Genomic DNA, 21,494 nt, shown 5'->3' with positions numbered 1-21,494 from the left:
TAATAAGCGCAGAATAGTTTCTTCTCTTTTATTCCTTTGTTGTTTTGCGTGAGGTCTGGTTGTTACGTAGGTTATTAAAGACCTGATTTAAGTGTAGCTCTTCTAAAATAGCTTGGATGTTAAAAAATGTTTATTACTTCTCAACTCAATGTCCTGCATAAAATTATTAAAAATCAGCCTATTCCTGTATCTATATTGGCTCAGTTAGAGCAGACTTACGTTAATTTTGAAGCTACCTTATTAAGAGCGAAAGTACTCAGAGACTTTTCTAAATCTGAAACTGTATATTTAATCCAATCTCATATTGAGCCACAGCAAAGTAGTGTGGCTTATCTATTTTCACCATTTATTTTTGCCAACTTAAACAAGGCTGCTATTTATACAACGCCTGCGACAACGCCTGTGCTTTCTATTCTGAATAAATATTACCAAGCTGAAAAAAAAGCACTATTCAAAGTAGATGATGTTTTAGACAGCTTAAAAATTTATATAGATTTGGAACTTACGGAGCTTAATGAAGTTGAGTTTATTTATTTAAGCCTCATCAAGGCACTGTGCCGAAGTGATCTCTCTACCGTTTTTTTAATTACGAGTTTAGATGTAGATGTCGAGCATTTAAAAGCACTGGAGCAATTTTTAAAGGTCAAAATTTATTGGATTAAAACCACAAAAGATGATGACTTAAAAAACCTAAATAGCTTAGAAATGCGGAAATTATTATTCAAAAATAAAGATGAAACTTATGTAAAGCTATGCACGAAATTTGCTCAAATGAATGCAGAGTTGGTAGGGCTGTGTGACACTTTCACAACGTCTCAAATGACGCATCTAATTGATGATATGTTTTATTCAGAACATATTTTTGAAAAATTATCTGTCTATTCAGAATATATACAAACCTTATTGCAAAGCCAGCAGAGCGTTCGGCAAAAAGAGGCGTCTTAGTCTTTGAGATACGAGCTTTTTATCTTTGTGTTTGGGTTCTTATATAAAGAATGAATACAGTTATAAAAAAATAATCGTTTTCATGTGAAATAAATATTTTATGGTAAAAGCAAAGCAATATTGGTTTTACTTACATGACAAATTTAAATTTTGAGCATCATCTCGGTTCACTAACGCATGCAGCACTTAGTCAGGCCTCAATTATTTCTCGTGTGTGGGGTGAAGGGCCAACTGAGCGTTATGATGAATTGGCAAAAAATTTCAGACCGACTTTTGCCCGTATTAAAGAAGGGGCTTTAATTCGTGAGCAACAGCATATTTTGCCCTATGAACAACTTCAGTGGCTTAAAGATATTGGTTTTACACGGCTAAGACTTCCCAAAGCTCATGGGGGCTTTGATGCAACCATTCCTGAACTATTTGCATTACTCGTTGAACTTGCAGAAGCCGATTCAAACTTACCGCAAGCTTTGCGTGTGCATTTTGGTTTCACTGAAGATGTTTTGGTAAGTAAAGACAAAACGTTTCAACAGCGCTGGTTAAGCCGAATTGCAAATGGGGAAACAGTCGGTAGTGCATGGTCTGAAGGCGGGAAAGAGTCAATTGATCAGTTCGAAACACATTTATATCGAGACAGTGACGGAAAAATTCGCGTTAAGGGTAAAAAATATTATACCACAGGGAGTTTATATGCAGATTGGGTTGATGTTGGTGTAACAGATTTAAAGGGTGAATCTGGCTCGGTCGTTGTTCGCCGTGAAGATGAAGGCGTCGAAATTGTTGATGACTGGAATGGCTTTGGACAGCAGCTCACTGCAAGTGGTACAGCATATTTCCATGATGTAGTGGTCGACGAAACTGAAATTTTACCTGATGATGATCGTTTTAAATATTCAGCAGCTTACTATCAACTGGTTCAACTGGCAATCATTACAGGTCTAGGACGTGCTGCAACCTATGATGTTTCTCAAGCTGTCGCGAAACGTACTCGAAACTATACGCATGCGAATGCCCAATTTGTAAAACAGGATCCGCAAATTTTACAAGTCGTAGGGCAAATCCGTGGCGCGGCTTACAGTGCAGGGGCGATTGTTGAAAAAGTCGCACAAAGTTTACAACGTGCTTACTTAGCCGCATTTCAAAATAATGAGCAGCTTGAAGAAGAACAAAATGCACTTGCCGAGCTTGAAAGTGCGCAGTCTCAAACGGTCATTACCGATCTAATTTTAAATGCTTCTACAATTTTATTTGACGCTTTAGGTGCTTCTGCAACGGACAAAGATTTAGGCCTAGATCGATACTGGCGTAACGTACGAACTTTAGCTTCACATAACCCGAGAGTATTTAAAAATCGAATTATTGGTGATTTTAGTGTAAACGGCACATTACCACCTTATCAATGGCGTATTGGTGAAGTAGCTAAGCAATAAGTTATAATTTTAGATATTAAGCTGCTATTTTTAGTGGCTTAATGTTATTTTATTTGTTTAAATTAAATTATAAAAACCTATTAGAATAAAATCATATTTTGTTTGGGGTTTATATTATAAAGAAAACCTAAAAATTGCTTTAGTATAAAAATTAAATAAAATGCTGGTTGATAGTTTATGACTAAGAAAATTAGTTTTAATGCTTTTGAAATGAATTGTATTGCCCACCAATCTCCTGGATTATGGCGGCATCCTCAAGATCGATCTGTTGAATATAAAGATTTAGAATATTGGACAGACTTAGCACAAATTCTTGAGCGTGGTTTTTTTGATGGTATTTTTATCGCAGATGTGCTTGGTATTTATGACGTTTATCATCAAAGTGCTGAACATGCCTTAACAGGTGCAGTACAAGTTCCGGTCAATGATCCGCTACAGATTGTGCCAGCGATGGCCGCAGTCACCAAGCATTTGGGTTTTGGTGTCACAACTTCGATTTCCTTTGAACATCCTTATCCTTTTGCTAGACGTATTAGCACACTAGACCATTTAACCAAAGGGCGAGTTGGATGGAATATCGTGACGTCTTATTTGGAAAGTGGTTCGAAAAACTTAGGATTAAAAACGCAGGTTAATCATGACAATCGTTATGATATTGCTGATGAGTACTTAGAGGTCCTTTACAAACTTTGGGAAGGTTCTTGGGAAGAAGGTTCAGTACTTCGTGATCGTGAAAGTGGTATCTTTGCTGATCATAGAAAAGTGCATCCAATTCAGCACGAGGGTAAATATTTTACTGTACCGGGCATCCATATTTGTGAACCATCACCACAGCGGACGCCTGTACTCTACCAAGCAGGTGCGTCATCACGCGGCCAGAAGTTTGCTAGTCAAAATGCCGAGTGCGTATTTATTGCAGCGCCTTCTAAAATTGCCACTAAAAAAGTGGTACAGGGCATTCGCCAAAAATTGGCTCAAGAAGGCCGCGACCCGTACTCAGTTAAAATTTATGCACTTTTGTCGATTGTCACTGATGAAACCGATGCAAAAGCACAGGCTAAGTTTAAAGAATATCAAAGCTATGGAAGTTACGATGGTGCTTTAACATTGCTATCTGGCTGGTCGGGTGTGGATTTTTCACAATATCAACCGACCGATAAAGTTGAATATATTCAAACCAATGCCATTCAATCTTTATTGGATTCTTATGTGAATGCGGACCCAGAACGTGTTTGGACCATTGAAGAAATTGCAAATTGGAACAGCTTAGGTGGGAATGGACCTGTGTTAGTGGGTTCGGCAGAAACAGTTTCAGATGCTTTACAACAATGGGTTGAAGATACCGATGTCGATGGCTTTAACCTTGCCTATATTTTGGCGCATCAAACCTTTGCCGATGTAGTTGAGTTTATTGTTCCAGAGTTGCAAAAACGAGGGGTATATCAAACCTCTTATGCACAAGGAACATTAAGAGAAAAATTATTTGGTGCCGGGCCATATTTGCCTGAAAATCACCGCGGTGCAAAATATCGTAATCTAAAAGAGTTAAAACTTGCTGAGGCGAGTTAATATTTTAGGAAGCCTTTAAATAAATAGCTGGTTAAATACCAGCTTTTATTTTGTCTTTTTATATCGGTTTTATTGCTGAGTTAATAATGAAAAGATAATTCTATAATTTAGATTAAAACATCAGATTAATTTGTTTTTGTATTATATGAATAATCATTATTTTGTTCCTGTTATTAAAGTTTAGGAATTATTAAGTGAGCACACAAGAACTCGATCATAACCATCGTTATGAAATTAAATCTCCCGATGATGTTTCACAATTAATTTCCAAGTTTGCAGGGAAGGGTAAATCGAATAAAGTTATTTGGTTGGCACTAATTGGCGTGTTTATTGATGCCTATGATTTAACAACGCTCTCTTTCGGTATTGAGCAAGTTATCTCAGAATTTTCCTTAAGCCCTGTCATGACTGGTGTGGTGGCTTCAGCAATTGTCTGCGGAACCATTGTAGGTAATCTGATTGGTGGTTGGCTGACAGATAAAATCGGCCGTTATCGAGTCTTCATGGCAGACATGGTGCTCTTTGTTATTGCGGCAATTGTTGCTGGTTTTGCACCGAATGTATGGGTTTTGATTTTAGCCAGATTTATTATGGGGATTAGTGTTGGTATCGATTTGCCTGTTGCAATGTCATACTTATCTGAGTTTTCAAAATTTAACGGGAGTAGCAATAAGGCAGCGCGTTTAGCTGCATGGTGCCCAATGTGGTATGCCGCTTCTTCGGTGTGTTTTGGTCTAGTTCTGGCACTTTATTTTCTTTTACCACCTGAGCATAGCAACTGGTTATGGCGAGCATCTTTAATTTTTGGAGCAGTGCCAGCGTTACTCATTATTTTTATTCGCGGTAAATATTTAACTGAGTCACCCATTTGGCTTGCAAACCAAGGCGATTTAAAAGGGGCAGCTCAAGTTCTACAAGAATCCTATGCAATTAATGCAGTCGCTACAGTTGAAAAAGTAGAAAGAACTGCTGAAAAGAAAAAGCGCGAGGGTTTTGCAGTTTTATTTAATAAAACCTATTTACCAAGAACGATTGTGGCAATTGTGATTCACATTTCGGTGGCATTTCAGTACACGACCATTGCTTTCTTTTTACCTTCTATTTTAACGCGTTTCTTTCATACCGATGTCTTGACGACGATTACTACAACGCTCGGACTCAATTTACTATTTGCATTTACGGGCGGGTTGTTAGGCGTATTTGTTGCTAGCAGATTTAAATCTCGTCATGTGTTGCTTACAGGCTTTTTACTCCAATTTATAGCCCTTATTACCTTAGCATTAATTGGTGAACCCGGTAATAGCTTTTTACTCTATACCGCAATTGGCATGCTCGGTTTATGGCTTTTTGCCGAAGGCTTTGGGCCAGGGGCACAAATGATGGTTTATCCAACCATGGCTTATCCAGCTTCGATTCGTGGCGTTGGTGTTGGCTTTAACCGTGCAGTAACGGGTGTTGCTCAAGCAATCGCTTTGTTTGTTTTACCAATCTGGATGGCGGGATATAAAACCGATGTTTACCTGATTATTTCTATCTTTGCATTTATTCCTTTAATTGTGATTGGATTGCTGATTAAGTTTGAGCCTACCGCCCAAGATGTCGATGTTATTGATGAAGATAAAACAGAACTTCCTCTCAATAATTCACCTGTAATCGACTAGAGTAAAAATAGATATCTAAATGAAAACAAAGGCCAACAATTGTTGGCCTTTGTTCTTGGAGTTAGAAGTAATAAGCAAAAATCACAAACGCTTTTTTGTTCCATTTATCATTGCTTCCACCAGCCGCAAGGCCTTCGCTATCGCCTAAATATGGGTCATGTTTACCCATCAGCAACTCGGCTTGTACCGTCAATTTTTGATAATTAAACGCAATACCCGGAATAAAACGGGTGGAGTCTTTAAAGCCATCTTGCTCTTTGCGATAAGAACTATAGTTTAGGTATGGACGAACAGAGGTAATAGGGCCAAATTGCTGAGGAAATAAATAGCTCAGTTCGGCTGAATAAATCTGACCTTTGGTTGCCGAGTTAAATGAATAATCGAAACCGCCCAAAGTTAGGTGGTCTTTATATTCAGTGTCGGCATTATCAATGTCTTGATAACCAGCCAAAAGCTGTAAATTCCATTGGTTATAATTGGTATTGCTAAAAACTGAATAGACTTGGCGATCGCCATCTTGCCCTGAACGTTTATTTTCAATAGTGGAATACCATGCAGAGGCACCCAGTTGAGTAGAGAAATTTTCTTGGCCTAAGACATTTTTAAAGGTATGAGCACCGCGAACAACAATGGAGTTCTTTTCTTTAGTATTGGTGCCTTGTGGTACAGAGTCATCCGCATTGACAGGGTTGATACTAAATCGACTCGAGTCTTTGCTTTTACCTCTATAGGTGCCACCATCGGTAGGATAAAAGGCGAGTTGTGCTTCATTGATTCCATCATTGAAATCATATTTCACCCCAAGATTGTGTACATCTTCCCAACCAGCACTATTGGCAATGCCTAAATAATAAGTATTTCCCCAAAAGCGCCCCAAGCCAAAAGGAACGGGGTTTAAACCAGCAATAATTTTACTGTTGTCATTAATTTTATAACCCATCCATGCATCGGTGAGCCAATTGGCATCGCCTAAATGCCCGTAATATTCATAAACCCGATAATCTAAGTGGCCAATCCATTTCGGGGAGTTGTAATCTAGCCATAATACGGCGTCATTAAAAGAAAATTTACTGGTTGTGGGTTCAGAATCAAAGTCATAAACATATTTAGCCCGAACAGTACCACTTACTTTAAGTTCACCTTCTTCAGCATTGCCAAAGGTAAGCGCTGCATGACTTGAGAGGCTAAATGTAATTAAAGACGTTGTAATTAATGTTTTTTTCAAAATTTGAGAATGTTTAAACAAAAGAATTTTTCTCCTCTTAAAAATAAAAATTAAATTTGCGTCATGTATAAACCAGAAAAAGATTTGCCCAAATCTTAATATTTGCAGAGGTTTTAAGATAAAAAGATAATAAAATCTGAACTTTATATAAAAGAAAGAAAATTAATTAGATGCAAAACTCTGGATGCAATAAGCAAAAATAAAAATGATCAAATATGAGAGGATAAAATACTTAGAGGCCGTCTGTCAGGCTTGCCTAATCATATGATTTGTGAATATGGTTTTTAATTATTGATATATAAGTATTTTAATTTTTATTTTAATCTGTAAGTTTACTTGGAATTTGCTTTTTACCAAAAGATAAAAACTTATAAGGAAAAGTTATTTATAAAAATTAGATAAGCAACTCATATTTTTTTATTTTTCATTATAAAGCCGGCTGCATACCATGGGCTTATATTATTGAAAGATCATGAAATTATGAGCACAAAAACCAAACCGTTGATTATCACGGCAATTGTGGTTGTAGCAATTGTTGCATTTATCGTATGGCAAAATAAGAAAGATAATAATACGGGTGCTTCAGTTCGTGACAACAAACCTGTCGTGATTGCTTATCAAACCGGAGTTGACCCAAGCAAAGTTGCGCAGGCCAATGGAGACTATGAAAAACATAGTCAACGTACCATTCAATGGAAAAAATTTGATGCGGGTTCAGATGTTGTAAATGCACTTGCTTCAGGTGATGTGGTACTGGGCAATATTGGATCAAGTCCACTTGCTGCTGCGGCAAGCCGTGATTTACCGATTGAAGTATTCTTAATTACTTCAAAACTTGGTGGGTCTGAAGCATTAGTGGTAAGTAATAAATCAGGCATAAAAAGCCCTCAAGATTTAATTGGCAAAACCATTGCTGTACCATTTGTTTCAACAACCCATTACAGCCTTTTGTCTGCACTTAAACATTGGAACATTCCAGAAGACAAAGTAAAAATTATTAACTTGCGTCCACCTGAAATTTCAGCTGCATGGGAACGTGGTGATATTGATGCTGCCTATGTTTGGGAACCTGCTTTAAGTAAAGCCAAAGCATCTGGTACGGTTTTAACTGACTCGAAACAAGTCGGTGAATGGGGTGCCCCAACTTATGACTTATGGGTTGTGCGTAAAGATTTTGCAGAGAAAAATCCTGACTTTTTAAAAGCTTTTGTGCAAACCACACTTGAGCAGCTTGAAAAATATAATCAAGATCCAGCCGCTTACGTTAAAGATGCCGATAACGTGCAAAAAATTGCCCAGCTCACAGGTTCTGATCCAAAAGATATCCCGCTTTTATTAAGTGGAAATATTTATCTTGATCATGCTCAGCAAAAACAAACGTTAGATGGTGAATTTGCGCAAAATATTTTTGATACGGCGAAATTCTTAAAAGGTCAGGGCAAAGTCGATCAACTTAAAGCCGATTATAAAGGCAATGTGAATTCTTCATTTTTGCAGCCTTAAGGAGTTGTCATGAGTGTATTAGAAGCCAAACATATTCATCTGACTTTTCCTAAACAGCAAAAGCCAGTTTTACAAGACATTAACCTAACGATTGAAGAAGGTTCTTTAACCGTAATTTTGGGCGAGTCTGGTTGTGGCAAAACAACCTTGCTTAATATCTTGGCAGGCTTTCAAAAGCCGAGTTCAGGTGATGTGCTTGTAAATCATGAAGTGGTAACTGGACCAGATGTAACTCGCGCTGTTGTATTTCAGGATCATGCCTTACTTCCTTGGTTGAATGTTGCAGATAATGTTGGCTTCGCTTTGCAGTTAAAAGGTTTAAAGCGTGCAGAGATCGAGAAACAAGTGAGTGCAATTTTAAAAATTGTGGGTTTAAGTCACGTTGAAAAAGCCAATATCTGGGAACTTTCCGGTGGTATGAAACAACGTGTTGGTATTGCCAGAGCTTTGATCAGTCACGCGCCGTTTATTTTATTAGATGAACCTTTTGCCGCATTAGATGCTTTTACGCGTGAAAACATGCAGCAGTTAGTGCTCGATTTATGGATTCAACAAAATAAAAGCTTCTTTTTGATTACTCATGACATTGAAGAAGCATTATTGCTCAGCAATCAGTTAGTACTGATGACAGCGCATCCGGGCAAAATTGTAGAAACTCTACATCTCGATTTTGCTAAACGATATCGTCAGGGCGAGTCTATTCGTTCGATTAAGTCGGACCCTCAATTTATTCAGCTCAGAGAACAGCTGTTTGAAAGTTTAAGGGCACAAAAACAAAACGGTAAGGAGGCGTTACCTACATGAATACTAAAGATAACGTCTATGAATATGACAAAGCAGAGCTAAAACTTAAGCCAGATGTACAAACAGAAAATGCTTCATTTCTATCGTCATTTTTTGAGAAGCATCGAACTTTGGCAGTCAGCATAATTAGTGTGGGAAGTGTGGTTGCACTCTGGTTGCTCATTACTGCTTTGCATGTCGTACCTGAACTGTTTTTACCGAGCCCACAGGCAGTCTGGCAAAAATTTATATCGGTCAGCCAAGAAGGCTTTATGAAGGCGACTTTGTGGCAACACTTGGCCGCTAGTATCTCGCGTGTGTTTTTAGCTTTGATTGCTGCCGTGGTGATTGGCGTTCCGCTAGGCTTATGGATGGGTCTGAACAAATGGGTTCGTGCTGTTCTAGATCCTTTAGTTGAATTATTACGTCCAATTCCGCCGTTAGCTTATTTACCCTTACTCGTAATTTGGTTCGGTATTGGCGAAACCACAAAAGTACTTTTGATTTTCTTCTCGATTTTGGCGCCTGTCATTATCAGTAGTGCGCATGGCGTGTTAAGTCATCAGTTGAATCGTGAACGTGCTGCATTGTCGCTAGGGGCAAGTCAGTCACAAGTCTTTTGGCATGTCATTTTGCCAACAGCTTTACCTCATATTATTACCGGTATTCGTATTGGTCTTGGGGTTGGTTGGTCAACATTGGTTGCAGCAGAGTTGGTTGCAGCGGACCGCGGTATTGGTTTTATGGTGCAATCGGCAGCGCAGTTCTTAATTACCGATACGGTGATTCTGGGCATTATTGTGATTGCGATTGTCGCAGTTAGTTTTGAGCTGTTTTTACGTTGGTTACAAAAACAGTTTTCTCCTTGGTATGGTCAGCAGTTGTAGTAAAGAAGATGAATACAGAAGTAGCAAACTTAAATATTGAAGTGATCAAGCCTACCATTGGCGCAATTATTCACGATATTGATTTGAATGCGTTAAATGAACAGACAACGCTACAAATCCAGCAGGCTTTGCTTGATCATCAGGTTATTTTTTTTCGAAAGCAACAATTAGCGCCGCAAGCACAAGCAGACTTGGCACGCAGTTTTGGTAGCTTACATGTGCATCCGATTTATCCGTCAATTGAGGATGTACCAGAAGTGATGGTACTCGACAGTTGGAAACAAGACTTACGTGACAATGAACTTTGGCACACAGACGTGACTTTTAGTAAAACCCCGCCTTTAGGTTGTGTATTGCAAGCCATTAAAATTCCACCTGTAGGAGGCGATACATTATGGTCGAGCAACACAGCAGCTTTTAAAGGACTGCCGCTTGAGTTACAGCAAAAACTACGTGGCTTAACTGCAACCCACGATATTCGTAAGTCTTTTCCACTTGAACGTTTTGCCCATAACGAAGAAGAGCGTGAAAAGCTGTTGCAAACCTTTAAGCGTAATCCTCCAGTGGTTCATCCAGTGGTGCGTACCCATCCGGTCACAGGCGAGCCTTTGTTGTTTGTAAGTGAGGGCTTTACCACTCGCATTAATGAGTTACCTGAACAAGAAAGTGAGCAATTACTTAATTTCTTGTTTGAGCATGCGACCCAAGAGCAGTTTCATTTACGCTGGAAATGGCAAGACGGTGACGTCGCGATTTGGGATAACCGTTGCACACAACATAAAGCATTATTTGATTATGGCGATGCCCATCGAATTATGCACCGTGCAACTATTAATGGCGATGTGCCATTTTATAAAGAAGAACAACAGCCAGAGTTAGCAGAGGCTTAATTCCTTTAATTATTCTTTGTTTCAATTCCAACGTAGCGTTTTGAGTTGGAATTGAAACAGTAAGTTATCTCTATTGTGTTCCAAAACCCGACAATATACCTGCGTAGTTTTTTACAGGAGGTGGGGCCCAATCACCGACTTTGCTGGTTTTTAAATTTAATTGAACTAGCATTTCAGCTTGTTTAACGGCTGCAGCAACGCCGTCAATAACGATTACGCCTAACTCGTTTTGTAGCTTTAGACACAAATCACTCATACCTGCACACCCTAAAACAATCGCATCGCTTTTATCTTCAGCGAGTGCTTTTTTGCATTCATCTCGTATGGTTCGATAAGCATCTGAGTCAGGAAGCTCCAATTTTTCAACGGCAATGTCACAAGCTCGAACATTTTTGCAAAATGGCGTAGCCCCATAGCGTTGAGCCAGATGCCAGCTCATATTCACTGTGCGTTGTAAGGTTGTCACCACACTAAAACCGGTACTGACATAACTTGCAGTTCGCATAGCTGCTTCGGCAATCCCAATCACAGGTGCCGAAGTGATTTCACGGGCGGCATAAAGCGCAGGATCACCAAAACAGGCAATGATATAGGCATCTACATTTTGCTGTTCACCTTGGCGAATTTCCTCTAACACACCTACGGCACTTAGTGCTTCATCATAATAACTTTCAATCGTTGCAGGGCCCATTTGAGGACTCACCGCAATAATTTGAGTACCAGAACCTGCGACTATATTTGCTGATGCAGCAATTTTTTCAGTCATGCTTTGAGTGGTATTAGGATTAATAATGTTAATTTTCATTGTACTTTTACCTTAGTCATTGCCGATTTAGCATGGGCAAGCGGTTGGTTAAGAAATCGGTAAATGACAAAACCGAATCCCATCCCAATAAACCATGTGAAATTAGCCAGCCCAGAAAGTTGCGGTAAAAGTACGCAGAGAATAGGAATTAATGAAGCAGGAATTAAGGCATAAAAGGCAGAGTGGTTATAACCATTTTTGTACCAATACAAACCTTTAGTATCTAAGGTATATAGATCATCCACTTCGATTTTTTGTTTTTTAACGAGGTAAAAATCGGCGAGCAATACACCAAAAAGTGGACCGATAAATGCGCCTAAAATATCAATGGTGTAATGGATCACTTGAGGGTTATTAAATAAATTCCATGGGGTAATGAAAATTGAACCTACTGCTGCAATCATTCCACCCATGCGCCAACTAATTTTGCTCGGTGAAACATTAGAAAAATCAAAGGCAGGTGAAACAAAGTTAGCGACAATATTAATCCCGATGGTGGCAATCATTAAGGTCAAGCTACCTAAAATCACCACAAAGGTGTTATCAAGTTTGCCAACCATCTCGACAGGGTCTGTAATGAGCTTACCGTACACTGGAAGTGTTGCTGCAATACACACCACAGTAAGTAAAGAAAAGCCTAAGAAGTTAATCGGTAGTCCAAGAAAGTTACCCATTTTAATGGCATTAAAACTTTTGCCATAACGAGAGAAGTCACCAAAATTCAGCATAGGACCTGAAAAATATGAAACAACAAGCGCAATAGCACCAATCATGACTGGTACAACCGCAAAACCGTCGTATTGAACACCGCTCAATTTTAAATCAATATTCTGCCATCCAGCTTTCCATATGAGCCAGACTGCCATCGCAAACATCACAACGTAGACAGCCGGACCTGCCCAGTCAATAAATTTACGAATGCTGTCCATGCCAGACCAAAAAACAATCGCTTGCAGTAACCAAAGCAGCATAAAGCCAACCCATCCTAAATAGGAAAGCCCAAGAAAGCCGTAATTTGAAACATCAGCATAGGGTGACCATTCTGGAAAGAACTTTAAAATAACCAATAAAAATGCACTTGAGGCCAAATAGGTTTGAATGCCATACCATGCGACAGCAATAAGACCACGAATAACGGCAGGAATATTGGCACCAAGCACACCGAAAGTGGCACGACAAATAACAGGATAGGGGGTGCCAGTTTGTTGGCTAGACTTGGCAATGAGGTTTGTAAAAAACTGAACTATGGCAATGCCGATGAGTAAAGATAAAAGTACCTGCCAGCTGTTCAGCCCGAGTGCAAAAAGGCTCCCAGCCATGACATAACCGCCGACACTATGAACATCAGACATCCAGAAGGCAAAAATATTATAAGCGCCCCATGTTTGCTTTTTTAAAGGAGCCAAGTCTTGATTTGTCAGTTTTGCATCATAAGAAGATTTAATTATTGCTTCGGTATTATTCATCTTGAACACTCACTTCCTTAAGATGGAGGCACTTTCAGCAGCATTGTTTTTCTGTCTAAAAGAATGAAATTAAAATTGTGTACAATGTGATATTTAAATTGTGCACAATCTTAATTGAGCAAAAGTTATGCCAAATTTAAGAAGTAGCGCTTATGAGTCATTTAAACTGGTATGGATTTTGGATATGCAGAGACAGATTTATAAAATGAGAAATGCTTAATTTTTTATAAAAAGTAAGTAAATTTAGATGTATAAGTGGATATTTTAAGGTTTATTGTTGAATTGTTCAGCAGCACATAGTTGCTGTGGGAATGAGAGCAATATTCCAAAACGCTTAAGTTAAACTTACCCTATTGTCATTAGATAAAGTTTTAAAAAGAGGAGGCATTAATAAAAATGGAGAAATCAATGCCATTGAATGCACCAAAAAAAGCCGTAGAAATGAGCAATGATGAAATTGATGACCATATATATAACGCTATTGTAGATGCTATTTTAAATCGACAACTTGCCCCTGGCGCACGTTTAGTTGAAGCACCTTTGTGTGAAGCATTTGGGGTAACGCGAGGAGTGTTAAGACGTGTTTTCGTCAAACTTGCCCATGATAAGGTTATTGAAATTCAGCCCAATCGTGGGGCACTCATCGCAAAACATAGTGCTCATGAAACAAAAGAGGTTTTTGAAGCACGCAGCATGCTTGAAATTGCCACTGTAAAAAAGCTCGCTCAAAAGTCACATAGCTTAGATTTTAGTGAGCTTCGAGGCTTGGTCGATCAAGAGTCTAAAGAGCGTTTAGCTGGAAATTGGGCTGAGTGGATTAAGCTATCAGGTCAATTTCATTTAAAGCTGATTGAAGCTAATCAAAATTCGATCATGTCCAGTTATTTGCAGACGCTTATTGCGAGGACTTCGTTATTAATTGGATTGTATGAAATTCCAAAACATAATAATTGTTCGGCAGATGAACACCGTGCAATTTTAGATGCCATTGAACAAGGCGATGAAAAGCGCGCAACTCAATTGATGGAAGAGCATTTAGAACACTACGCAACCACATTTATTGAAGAAAACAGTACAGTGTCTGCAGATCAAAATTTTTTAAATTTATTTAAAAATAAGAAGATAGAAACGCCGTAAACTAACTAAAAAATAATGGGCCAATTCTTCTGGAAAAGGCCCGGATAGATTATTTTATAGGAACGATTTGACGTGTTAAAAAATCAATAAATAGTTTTACCTTCTTCGATAAAATCTTACGGTTTGGCCATGTGACATATAGGTGAAGCGGCTGACTGGTGTAGTCTTCCAAACATTTCTGTAATTTACCTTCTTTGTAGTAAGGCTCCGCAATAAACTCTGGAAGAAAAACAATGCCGTGGTCTTTCAAACACATATCTAATAATAATTCACCATTATTACAGGTCATCACAGGGAAGCAATTAAAGGACACTTCTTTTTGATCTTTTTGGAAAATCAATTTCTTATGTCGGCTATCTTGATAGTAAATTAGAAACTTGTGTTCTTTAAGTTCTTCTAATGAATTTGGTAATCCATGCTGATTAAAATACTCAGGGGTTGCATATAAATATCGTTGATAGGTATTTAATATTTTACTATTTGCTAAGTTTGGAGGAGAGCCATCTACACGAATGGTTAAATCAAATTTATTATTATTCATGTCCAATAGCTGATCAGTCATGAATAAATCAATTTTTATGCTGGGATATTTCTCAATAAAGTCCGAAATGATATGTTGAAGAAAAATGTTGCTAAAAGACATTGGTGTATTGAGCTTGAGTTCGCCTTCAGGGTACTGCTGATTGTAGCTAATTTCGTACGCAGCCCATTCGAACTCACTTAAAATGACTTTGCTATGTTGATAAAACTTTTCCCCACAAGAGGTTAGGTTCATCTGTCTTGTTGTTCGAGTTAAAAGTGTGGTTCTGAGGTCGTTTTCGAGGTAGCAAACACGTTTGGCAACTAAGTCGCGAGAAATATCGAGTGCTCTGGCTGCGCTACTAAAATTCCCATGTTCTACAACACTTACAAAAGTGGAAATACAGTCTAATCGATCCATGGATAAGCGAAAGGTAAAAAAATATATATCAATGATTAAACTATAAAAATTAAAAAGCAATCATTGTTTTGATTGTATTCGTACAGAATACAGATTAGTGCTGATTTGCTGTCTATGCTTTTACATTTTTATCTGTTTTCATAATAACCAGTAAGCAATTTTGATGCATTACTCATAAGGAATAATGGAGTTTACCCATGAATAAATCACTTTTAGAACAACTATCACCAACCAATTGTCAGGTTATTTTTATTGATCATCAGCCACAAATGGCTTTTGGGGTACAGTCAATAGATCGCCAAGTATTAAAGAATAATACTGTAGGATTAGCAAAAGCAGCTAAAACATTCAATATTCCTGTCACCATTACAACGGTTGAAACTGAAAGCTTCTCTGGTCATACCTATCCAGAACTTTTAGATGTATTTCCAGATGCTCCATTACTAGAACGTACTTCAATGAATTCGTGGGATGACCAAAAAGTACGTGATTCGCTTGCAAAAAATAATCGCAAAAAAGTGATTGTTTCAGGTTTGTGGACTGAAGTGTGCAACAACACCTTTGCTTTTGGTGCGATGCTTGAAGGGGATTATGAGATTTATATGGTCGCGGATGCTTCAGGTGGTACATCGAAAGAGGCACATGACTATGCTATGCAACGTATGATTCAAGCGGGTGTTGTTCCGGTAACTTGGCAACAAGTATTACTTGAGTGGCAGCGTGATTGGGCACACCGTGATACGTATGATGCAGTTATGGCAATTGTACGCGAGCATTCTGGTGCTTATGGTATGGGTGTTGATTATGCTTATACGATGGTACATAAGGCGCCTGAACGTACAACATCAAAACACGAAGTACTTGCACCAGTTCCTGCAAAATAAAACAGTACTGATTTAGGTAAAGGCATGTCTAGTATTCAATATTTAAGTGATATTAATACAGATATGCCTTTATTTTTTAGAACGATAATTCACAAGAATGGAGTTCAGAATGACCGAAATAAACCTCATACTCATAAACGGTAAAATCACAACACTAGATACTCAGAATCCCGAAGTACAAGCAATTGCGATTGCAGACGGTAAAGTCGTACGTACGGGTACAAATGATGAGGTTATGAAGCTCGCAACACCTACAAGCAAAGTCGTAGACTTAAATGGCCGTCGCGTTATTCCGGGCCTAAATGACAGTCATCTACATATTATTCGTGGTGGCTTAAATTACAATATGGAACTGCGCTGGGAAGGTGTGCCATCCGTTGTCGATGCGTTACGCTTACTCAAAGAACAAGCAGACAATACGCCAGCTCCACAATGGGTCCGTGTCGTAGGTGGTTGGACCGAGTTCCAGTTTGCCGAAAAGCGTTTACCGACTTTAGAAGAAATTAATAAAGCTGCACCAGATACTCCAGTATTTGTTTTACATCTATACGCTAGTGCCATGTTGAACAGAGCTGCCCTTGATGTATTAGGCTTTAACAAAGATACACCTGACCCACCTGGCGGCAAGATTGTACGAAATGAAAAAGGTGAGCCAACAGGACTGTTGCTCGCTACGCCATCGGCTATGATTTTATATTCGACCTTAGGGAAAGCACCGAAATTGCCAGTTGAAGATCAAGTCAATTCAACTCGTCATTTCATGCGTGAACTGAACCGATTAGGCATTACTTCAGCAATTGATGCAGGGGGCGGCGGGCAAAACTATCCTGAAGATTATGATGTGATTAAGCAATTGCACGATCAAAATCAAATGACCATACGTATTGCTTATAACCTATTTGCTCAGAAGGCAGGCCAAGAGCTTGATGATTATCGTCGCTGGACAGAAATGACATTTCCGGGTGATGGTGATGAGCTATTTAGAATGAATGGAGCAGGTGAGAACCTGACGTGGTCAGCGGGTGACTTTGAAGATTTCTATGAACCACGTCCAGATTTACCAGAAAAAATGGAAGGTGAACTAGAAGCTATTGTAGAGCACTTGGCTGAAAAGAAATGGCCATTCCGTATTCATGCAACCTATGATGAAAGTATTAATCGTTTGCTGAATGTATTTGAGAAAGTAAATTCAAAACAGCCATTTGCAACTCGATTTATTATTGACCATGCCGAAACCGTATCTGAGCGTAATATCGAACGTATTGGTGCGTTGGGTGGTGGTATCGCCATTCAACACCGTATGGCATATCAAGGTGAGATTTTCGTAAAACGCTATGGTGCTGAGGCTGCTCAAGCAACACCACCAGTTAAGAAAATGTTAGAACTCGGTGTTCCTGTGGGTGCGGGAACGGATGCGACTCGTGTTGCATCCTATAACCCTTGGGTGTGTTTATACTGGCTAAGTACGGGTAAAACAGCCGGTGGTTTACCTCTCTATGATGAAAAAAATCTATTAGACCGTCAAACAGCTCTTAAACTTTGGACTAAAGGTTCAGCTTGGTTCTCTGGTGAAAAAGATGTCAAAGGTTCACTAACAGCAGGGGAACTTGCCGACTTAGTTGTGTTGTCAGATGACTACTTCAAAGTTGAAGCAGAAGATATCCAGTGGATTGAGTCTGTACTCACTGTTTTAGGCGGCAAAGTGGTGTACGCAGGGGCAGAGTTTAAGCAAGACGATCCGCCGTTACCGCCAGCATCTCCAACATGGTCGCCGGTAAAGCGCTTCGGTGGTCAGTGGCGTTTATCCGAAAATCGTAATGCACCTTCGAATCAATCATTACAGTCACAAAGTGCATTGTGTGAATGTGCTAGCAGTTGTGGCATGCATGGACATAGCCACTCATGGATGCTTGATGTTCCTGTAAATGATAAGGACAAAAAATCTTTCTGGGGCGCACTTGGGTGCTCGTGTTTTGCATTTTAAATAAAACAGTATGGGAACCTGCTGATTAAATGGCTTGATTCTCTAAGGTATGTACGATGAAAATGTACTTGTTATCTTTGGCTGTAGGGTTGCTTGTTGGTGTCTTATATTATGTTTTAAATGTTAAGTCACCAGCTCCACCTCTTGTTGCATTAGTCGGTTTATTAGGCATGGTAATAGGAGAGCAACTGCTTCCTTTTATTAAATCCTATTTTTAATCCGTTTCATTCAGAAAAAGCTAAATGGTGCCATGCCATTTAGCTTTTTATATTAATAAATATCTTCAATTACTTTATACGGTGACCTTGTTCATCAATGATTACTTCGCCATCTTCTTTTGCAAAATAGCTTAAGTTTTGTGTATCTAAAATATCCAATACAATCTCAGAAGGGCGGCAAAGTCGCGTGCCTTTTGGTGTAACCACAAATGGGCGATTAATTAAAATTGGGTACTGAATCATAAAATCAATTAACTGTTCATCGGTCCAATGATCTTGTTCTATCTCTAAATCTTTATAGGGATCAACATTTTTACGAATTGCTTCACGTACAGTTAGGTTTGAATCCTTAATGAGTTGAATCAATTCATCTTTACTTGGTGGTGTTTGCAAATATTCAATAACGATAGGTTCAATTCCTGCATGACGAATAAGCGCTAATGTATTGCGTGAGGTTCCGCAAGCAGGGTTATGGTAAATCTTTACTAGCTCAGTCATGGTAAATTTATTATCAAATTAAGATATTGTATTTATATATGGATATGCGTATATTTGCAATAACAGATATTAAATGAGGAGCTGACATGGTCAACCAAGTTGATTTTTTTAAATGTCTATCCGATTCAACACGACTAAACATTCTAAAACTTGTGTTAAATCAACAAAAAATTTGTGTTTGTGATTTGACCGAACAGCTTGATTTAAGCCAGCCGAAAATTTCAAGACATTTAGCATTGCTACGCACACATGGCATCTTACTTGATGCACGACAGGGACAATGGGTTTATTACAGTTTGAATCCCAATTTACCTGAGTGGGCTGTCGACGTTTTAAAAATTATAGGCGTGCAAGATGAAGATTCGATGAAACACCAATCTTCTCAGTTTTCTTCTATTTCTACCTATTGTGAGTGAGGCCATGAAATTTTTATTTTTATGCACTGGAAACAGTTGCCGTAGCATTTTGTCAGAAGTTTTATTTAACAGCCGTGCACCAGAAGGTTGGAAAGCTTATAGCGCTGGTAGTAAACCATCAGGACAAGTACATCCATTAACGATTGAAACACTTGAAAATTTAGGCCTTTCCACAGATGGATTATGGAGTAAAACTATTGATGACTGTGAACAATATCAACCAGATGTTGTTATTACAGTCTGTGACTCCGCTGCACAAGAAGCATGCCCATTATATTTAGGTGGTGCGATCAAAGCACACTGGGGTTTAAGTGACCCATCTCACTTAGATTTGCAGAAAGAAGAAAAGCTTAAAGCATTCCAAGAGACCTTAGCTCATATTAATCGTCGTTTAGATGCATTGTTTGCACTTGATGTTGCGAATCTAAACCGTTCACATTTAATTGCTGAGATTAATGAAATCTCTCATATTGAGTAAGAGAGCAGACATGACTAAGCAAAAGCTTTCCTTTTTAGACCGAAATCTGACGCTATGGATTTTTATAGCCATGGCCTTAGGCTTGGCTATTGGAGTTTTCTTTCCTCAGGCTTCGGTTTCTTTGAACCAGATGAGTGTGGATAACGTTAATATCCCAATCGCAATCGGCTTAATTTTGATGATGTATCCACCTTTAGCAAAGGTTGACTACGCTACGTTACCAGAAGTATTTAAAGATAAGAAAACTTTAACTTTGTCATTGGTTCAAAACTGGTTAATTGCTCCAGTATTAATGTTTATCCTTGCGATTATTTTCTTACATAGTTATCCAGAGTATATGACTGGTCTTATTTTAATTGGTTTGGCACGTTGTATTGCAATGGTTTTAGTTTGGAATGGTCTTGCTTGTGGTGATAACCAATATGTTGCAGCGTTGGTTGCATTTAACAGTATTTTCCAAATCTTATTTTTCAGTACCTATGCATGGTTATTCTTAACCTTTTTGCCGCCTTATTTTGGTGTGGCAGGGCAAGTCATTGATGTGAATTTCTGGACTATTACACATGCGGTTTTGGTGTACTTGGGTATTCCATTTTTGATGGGGTTCTTGACGCGTTTGATTTTAGTCAAGTCGAAAGGTTTGGAATGGTATCAAACTAAATTTTTACCAAAAATTAGTCCGATTAGTTTAATTGCTTTACTTTTTACCATCGTGGCGATGTTTAGCCTAAAAGGTGGTGATGTAGTGAGCTTACCTTTAGATGTATTACGTATTGCAATCCCACTGACGATTTACTTTGTGGTGATGTTCTTCATTAGCTTCTTTATGAGTAAACGTATGGGGAATAACTATCCACGTACCACTGCTATTTCGTTTACTGCGGCTGGTAACAATTTTGAGTTAGCTTTAGCGGTTGCCATTGCAACATTTGGTTTGGCATCACCTGTGGCATTTACCACAGTGATTGGACCATTGGTTGAAGTTCCCGTTTTAATTTCACTCGTTACCGTTTCTCTTTGGTTAAAGAAAAAGTATTTCTCAGATGAACAGTCTTAATAATGATTTATCAAATGTAGCATTAGATCTTCTTGATAAGCCTACATTTGAGCAAGTGCAAGCACAGCAGCTTGAGCATCCACCTCGCATTTTATTGCTATATGGTTCTAATCGAGAACGTTCTTATAGTCGTTTTGCTGTGCTGACTGCTGGTCGAATCCTTGAATACTTAGGTGCTGAAGTCAAAATCTTTCATCCTAAAGGTTTACCTTTACCCGAGGATGCAGGAACTGATCATCCGAAAGTTCAAGAATTACATGCGCTTTTGGCTTGGGCAGAAGGTATGGTCTGGTGCTCACCTGAACGTCATGGTGCAATGAGTTCAATTTTAAAAGCCCAGATTGACTGGATTCCTTTGGCAGCCGGAGCAATCCGTGCAACTCAAGGTAAAACCTTAGCAGTCATGCAAGTTAGTGGTGGTTCGCAGTCATTTAATGCGGTCAATCAAATGCGTATTTTAGGGCGTTGGATGCGCATGATTACCATCCCAAATCAGTCTTCGGTTGCTAAAGCTTTTTTAGAGTTTGAAGAAGATGGCAGTATGAAACCATCCTCTTACTATGACCGAATCGTTGATGTAATGGAGGAGTTGTATAAGTTCACTTTATTAACACGTGGGCAAAAACAATACCTGACAGATCGCTATTCTGAGCGCAAAGAATCGGCAGAAGAGCTGTCAAAACGAGTAAATCAAAAATAAACAGTTTCATAAAAAAGT

General features: G+C 38.8%; 21 protein-coding genes. 16 read left to right on the top strand and 5 right to left on the bottom strand.

The window, feature by feature from the left end:
- Positions 1 to 126: 126 nt before the first annotated feature.
- From H7R46_RS10315 to H7R46_RS10300, 4 genes are all read left to right on the top strand, one after another.
- On the top strand, positions 127 to 945 hold the full coding sequence (locus H7R46_RS10315) for a hypothetical protein (RefSeq protein WP_005069771.1): 819 nt from the start codon (positions 127 to 129) through the stop codon (positions 943 to 945).
- Between the two features lie 134 nt (positions 946 to 1,079).
- Positions 1,080 to 2,375: an acyl-CoA dehydrogenase family protein gene (locus H7R46_RS10310; RefSeq protein WP_032012659.1), complete on the top strand. Its 1,296-nt coding sequence runs from the start codon at positions 1,080 to 1,082 to the stop codon at positions 2,373 to 2,375.
- Between the two features lie 177 nt (positions 2,376 to 2,552).
- Positions 2,553 to 3,944: an LLM class flavin-dependent oxidoreductase gene (locus tag H7R46_RS10305; protein ID WP_032012658.1), complete on the top strand. Its 1,392-nt coding sequence runs from the start codon at positions 2,553 to 2,555 to the stop codon at positions 3,942 to 3,944.
- A gap of 194 nt (positions 3,945 to 4,138) precedes the next feature.
- Entirely contained in the window at positions 4,139 to 5,605 is a 1,467-nt protein-coding gene (locus tag H7R46_RS10300) for an MFS transporter (RefSeq protein WP_005069766.1), read from the top strand.
- A gap of 61 nt (positions 5,606 to 5,666) precedes the next feature.
- Here the strand turns inward: H7R46_RS10300 and H7R46_RS10295 are convergent, their stop codons facing one another.
- Positions 5,667 to 6,851, bottom strand: coding sequence for a hypothetical protein (locus H7R46_RS10295; RefSeq protein WP_005069765.1), 1,185 nt, complete (start codon positions 6,849 to 6,851; stop codon positions 5,667 to 5,669).
- A gap of 441 nt (positions 6,852 to 7,292) precedes the next feature.
- Here H7R46_RS10295 and tauA point away from each other — a divergent pair, with 441 nt between their 5' ends.
- The 4 genes from tauA to tauD are packed head-to-tail and all read left to right on the top strand — an operon-like array spanning position 7,293 to position 10,893.
- Entirely contained in the window at positions 7,293 to 8,333 is a 1,041-nt protein-coding gene (tauA, locus tag H7R46_RS10290; protein WP_025469831.1) for a taurine ABC transporter substrate-binding protein, read from the top strand.
- A 9-nt stretch (positions 8,334 to 8,342) separates the two neighbouring features.
- On the top strand, positions 8,343 to 9,137 hold the full coding sequence (locus H7R46_RS10285) for a taurine ABC transporter ATP-binding protein (protein WP_005069761.1): 795 nt from the start codon (positions 8,343 to 8,345) through the stop codon (positions 9,135 to 9,137).
- Positions 9,134 to 10,003: a taurine ABC transporter permease TauC gene (gene tauC / locus H7R46_RS10280; protein ID WP_005069758.1), complete on the top strand. Its 870-nt coding sequence runs from the start codon at positions 9,134 to 9,136 to the stop codon at positions 10,001 to 10,003. Before H7R46_RS10285 ends, tauC begins: the two co-directional genes overlap by 4 nt.
- A gap of 8 nt (positions 10,004 to 10,011) precedes the next feature.
- A complete protein-coding gene (gene tauD / locus H7R46_RS10275) occupies positions 10,012 to 10,893 on the top strand; it encodes a taurine dioxygenase (RefSeq protein ID WP_005069756.1) in 882 nt (293 codons plus the stop codon).
- Positions 10,894 to 10,963: 70 nt separating this feature from the next.
- On the opposite strand, the gene H7R46_RS10270 is transcribed toward tauD, so the two are convergent.
- Entirely contained in the window at positions 10,964 to 11,698 is a 735-nt protein-coding gene (locus H7R46_RS10270; protein ID WP_005069753.1) for an aspartate/glutamate racemase family protein, read from the bottom strand.
- Positions 11,695 to 13,164: an NCS1 family nucleobase:cation symporter-1 gene (locus tag H7R46_RS10265; protein WP_005069751.1), complete on the bottom strand. Its 1,470-nt coding sequence runs from the start codon at positions 13,162 to 13,164 to the stop codon at positions 11,695 to 11,697. Before H7R46_RS10265 ends, H7R46_RS10270 begins: the two co-directional genes overlap by 4 nt.
- Before the next feature lie 396 nt (positions 13,165 to 13,560).
- On the opposite strand from H7R46_RS10265, the gene H7R46_RS10260 reads away from it, so the two are divergent.
- On the top strand, positions 13,561 to 14,301 hold the full coding sequence (locus tag H7R46_RS10260) for a GntR family transcriptional regulator (RefSeq protein WP_182924200.1): 741 nt from the start codon (positions 13,561 to 13,563) through the stop codon (positions 14,299 to 14,301).
- Between the two features lie 49 nt (positions 14,302 to 14,350).
- Here the strand turns inward: H7R46_RS10260 and H7R46_RS10255 are convergent, their stop codons facing one another.
- Positions 14,351 to 15,241 carry a LysR family transcriptional regulator gene (locus H7R46_RS10255; RefSeq protein WP_005069746.1) on the bottom strand — a complete coding sequence of 297 codons (891 nt, stop codon included), beginning with the start codon at positions 15,239 to 15,241 and terminating at the stop codon, positions 14,351 to 14,353.
- Positions 15,242 to 15,438: 197 nt separating this feature from the next.
- On the opposite strand from H7R46_RS10255, the gene H7R46_RS10250 reads away from it, so the two are divergent.
- The 3 genes from H7R46_RS10250 to H7R46_RS10240 all read left to right on the top strand — a co-directional run bounded on the left by H7R46_RS10250 (position 15,439) and on the right by H7R46_RS10240 (position 18,327).
- Positions 15,439 to 16,125: a hydrolase gene (locus tag H7R46_RS10250; protein WP_001043290.1), complete on the top strand. Its 687-nt coding sequence runs from the start codon at positions 15,439 to 15,441 to the stop codon at positions 16,123 to 16,125.
- Between the two features lie 109 nt (positions 16,126 to 16,234).
- A complete protein-coding gene (locus tag H7R46_RS10245) occupies positions 16,235 to 18,109 on the top strand; it encodes an amidohydrolase (protein WP_005069744.1) in 1,875 nt (624 codons plus the stop codon).
- A 56-nt stretch (positions 18,110 to 18,165) separates the two neighbouring features.
- Entirely contained in the window at positions 18,166 to 18,327 is a 162-nt protein-coding gene (locus H7R46_RS10240; protein ID WP_000784879.1) for a DUF1427 family protein, read from the top strand.
- Positions 18,328 to 18,396: 69 nt separating this feature from the next.
- Here the strand turns inward: H7R46_RS10240 and arsC are convergent, their stop codons facing one another.
- The gene (gene arsC / locus H7R46_RS10235) at positions 18,397 to 18,825 is read right to left on the bottom strand and encodes an arsenate reductase (glutaredoxin) (protein ID WP_005069742.1); all 429 of its coding nucleotides are present in this window, start codon (positions 18,823 to 18,825) and stop codon (positions 18,397 to 18,399) included.
- Positions 18,826 to 18,911: 86 nt separating this feature from the next.
- Here arsC and H7R46_RS10230 point away from each other — a divergent pair, with 86 nt between their 5' ends.
- From H7R46_RS10230 to arsH, 4 genes are read left to right on the top strand one after another with little or no spacing between them, the layout of a single operon-like run.
- Positions 18,912 to 19,241: a metalloregulator ArsR/SmtB family transcription factor gene (locus tag H7R46_RS10230; RefSeq protein ID WP_005069740.1), complete on the top strand. Its 330-nt coding sequence runs from the start codon at positions 18,912 to 18,914 to the stop codon at positions 19,239 to 19,241.
- Between the two features lie 4 nt (positions 19,242 to 19,245).
- Positions 19,246 to 19,719, top strand: a complete 474-nt coding sequence (locus tag H7R46_RS10225) for an arsenate reductase ArsC (RefSeq protein ID WP_005069738.1) — start codon at positions 19,246 to 19,248, stop codon at positions 19,717 to 19,719.
- A 10-nt stretch (positions 19,720 to 19,729) separates the two neighbouring features.
- A complete protein-coding gene (arsB, locus tag H7R46_RS10220) occupies positions 19,730 to 20,776 on the top strand; it encodes an ACR3 family arsenite efflux transporter (RefSeq protein WP_005069736.1) in 1,047 nt (348 codons plus the stop codon).
- A complete protein-coding gene (arsH, locus tag H7R46_RS10215) occupies positions 20,763 to 21,476 on the top strand; it encodes an arsenical resistance protein ArsH (protein ID WP_005069734.1) in 714 nt (237 codons plus the stop codon). The genes arsB and arsH overlap by 14 nt, the downstream gene beginning before the upstream one ends.
- The last annotated feature ends 18 nt before the right edge of the window (positions 21,477 to 21,494 follow it).

It is taken from the genome of Acinetobacter sp. BEC1-S18-ESBL-01 (assembly GCF_014169935.1).
Classification (GTDB): domain Bacteria; phylum Pseudomonadota; class Gammaproteobacteria; order Pseudomonadales; family Moraxellaceae; genus Acinetobacter; species Acinetobacter pittii.
Note: the sequence above shows the minus strand (reverse complement) of the source record. Positions and strands in the feature narration are given on the sequence as shown.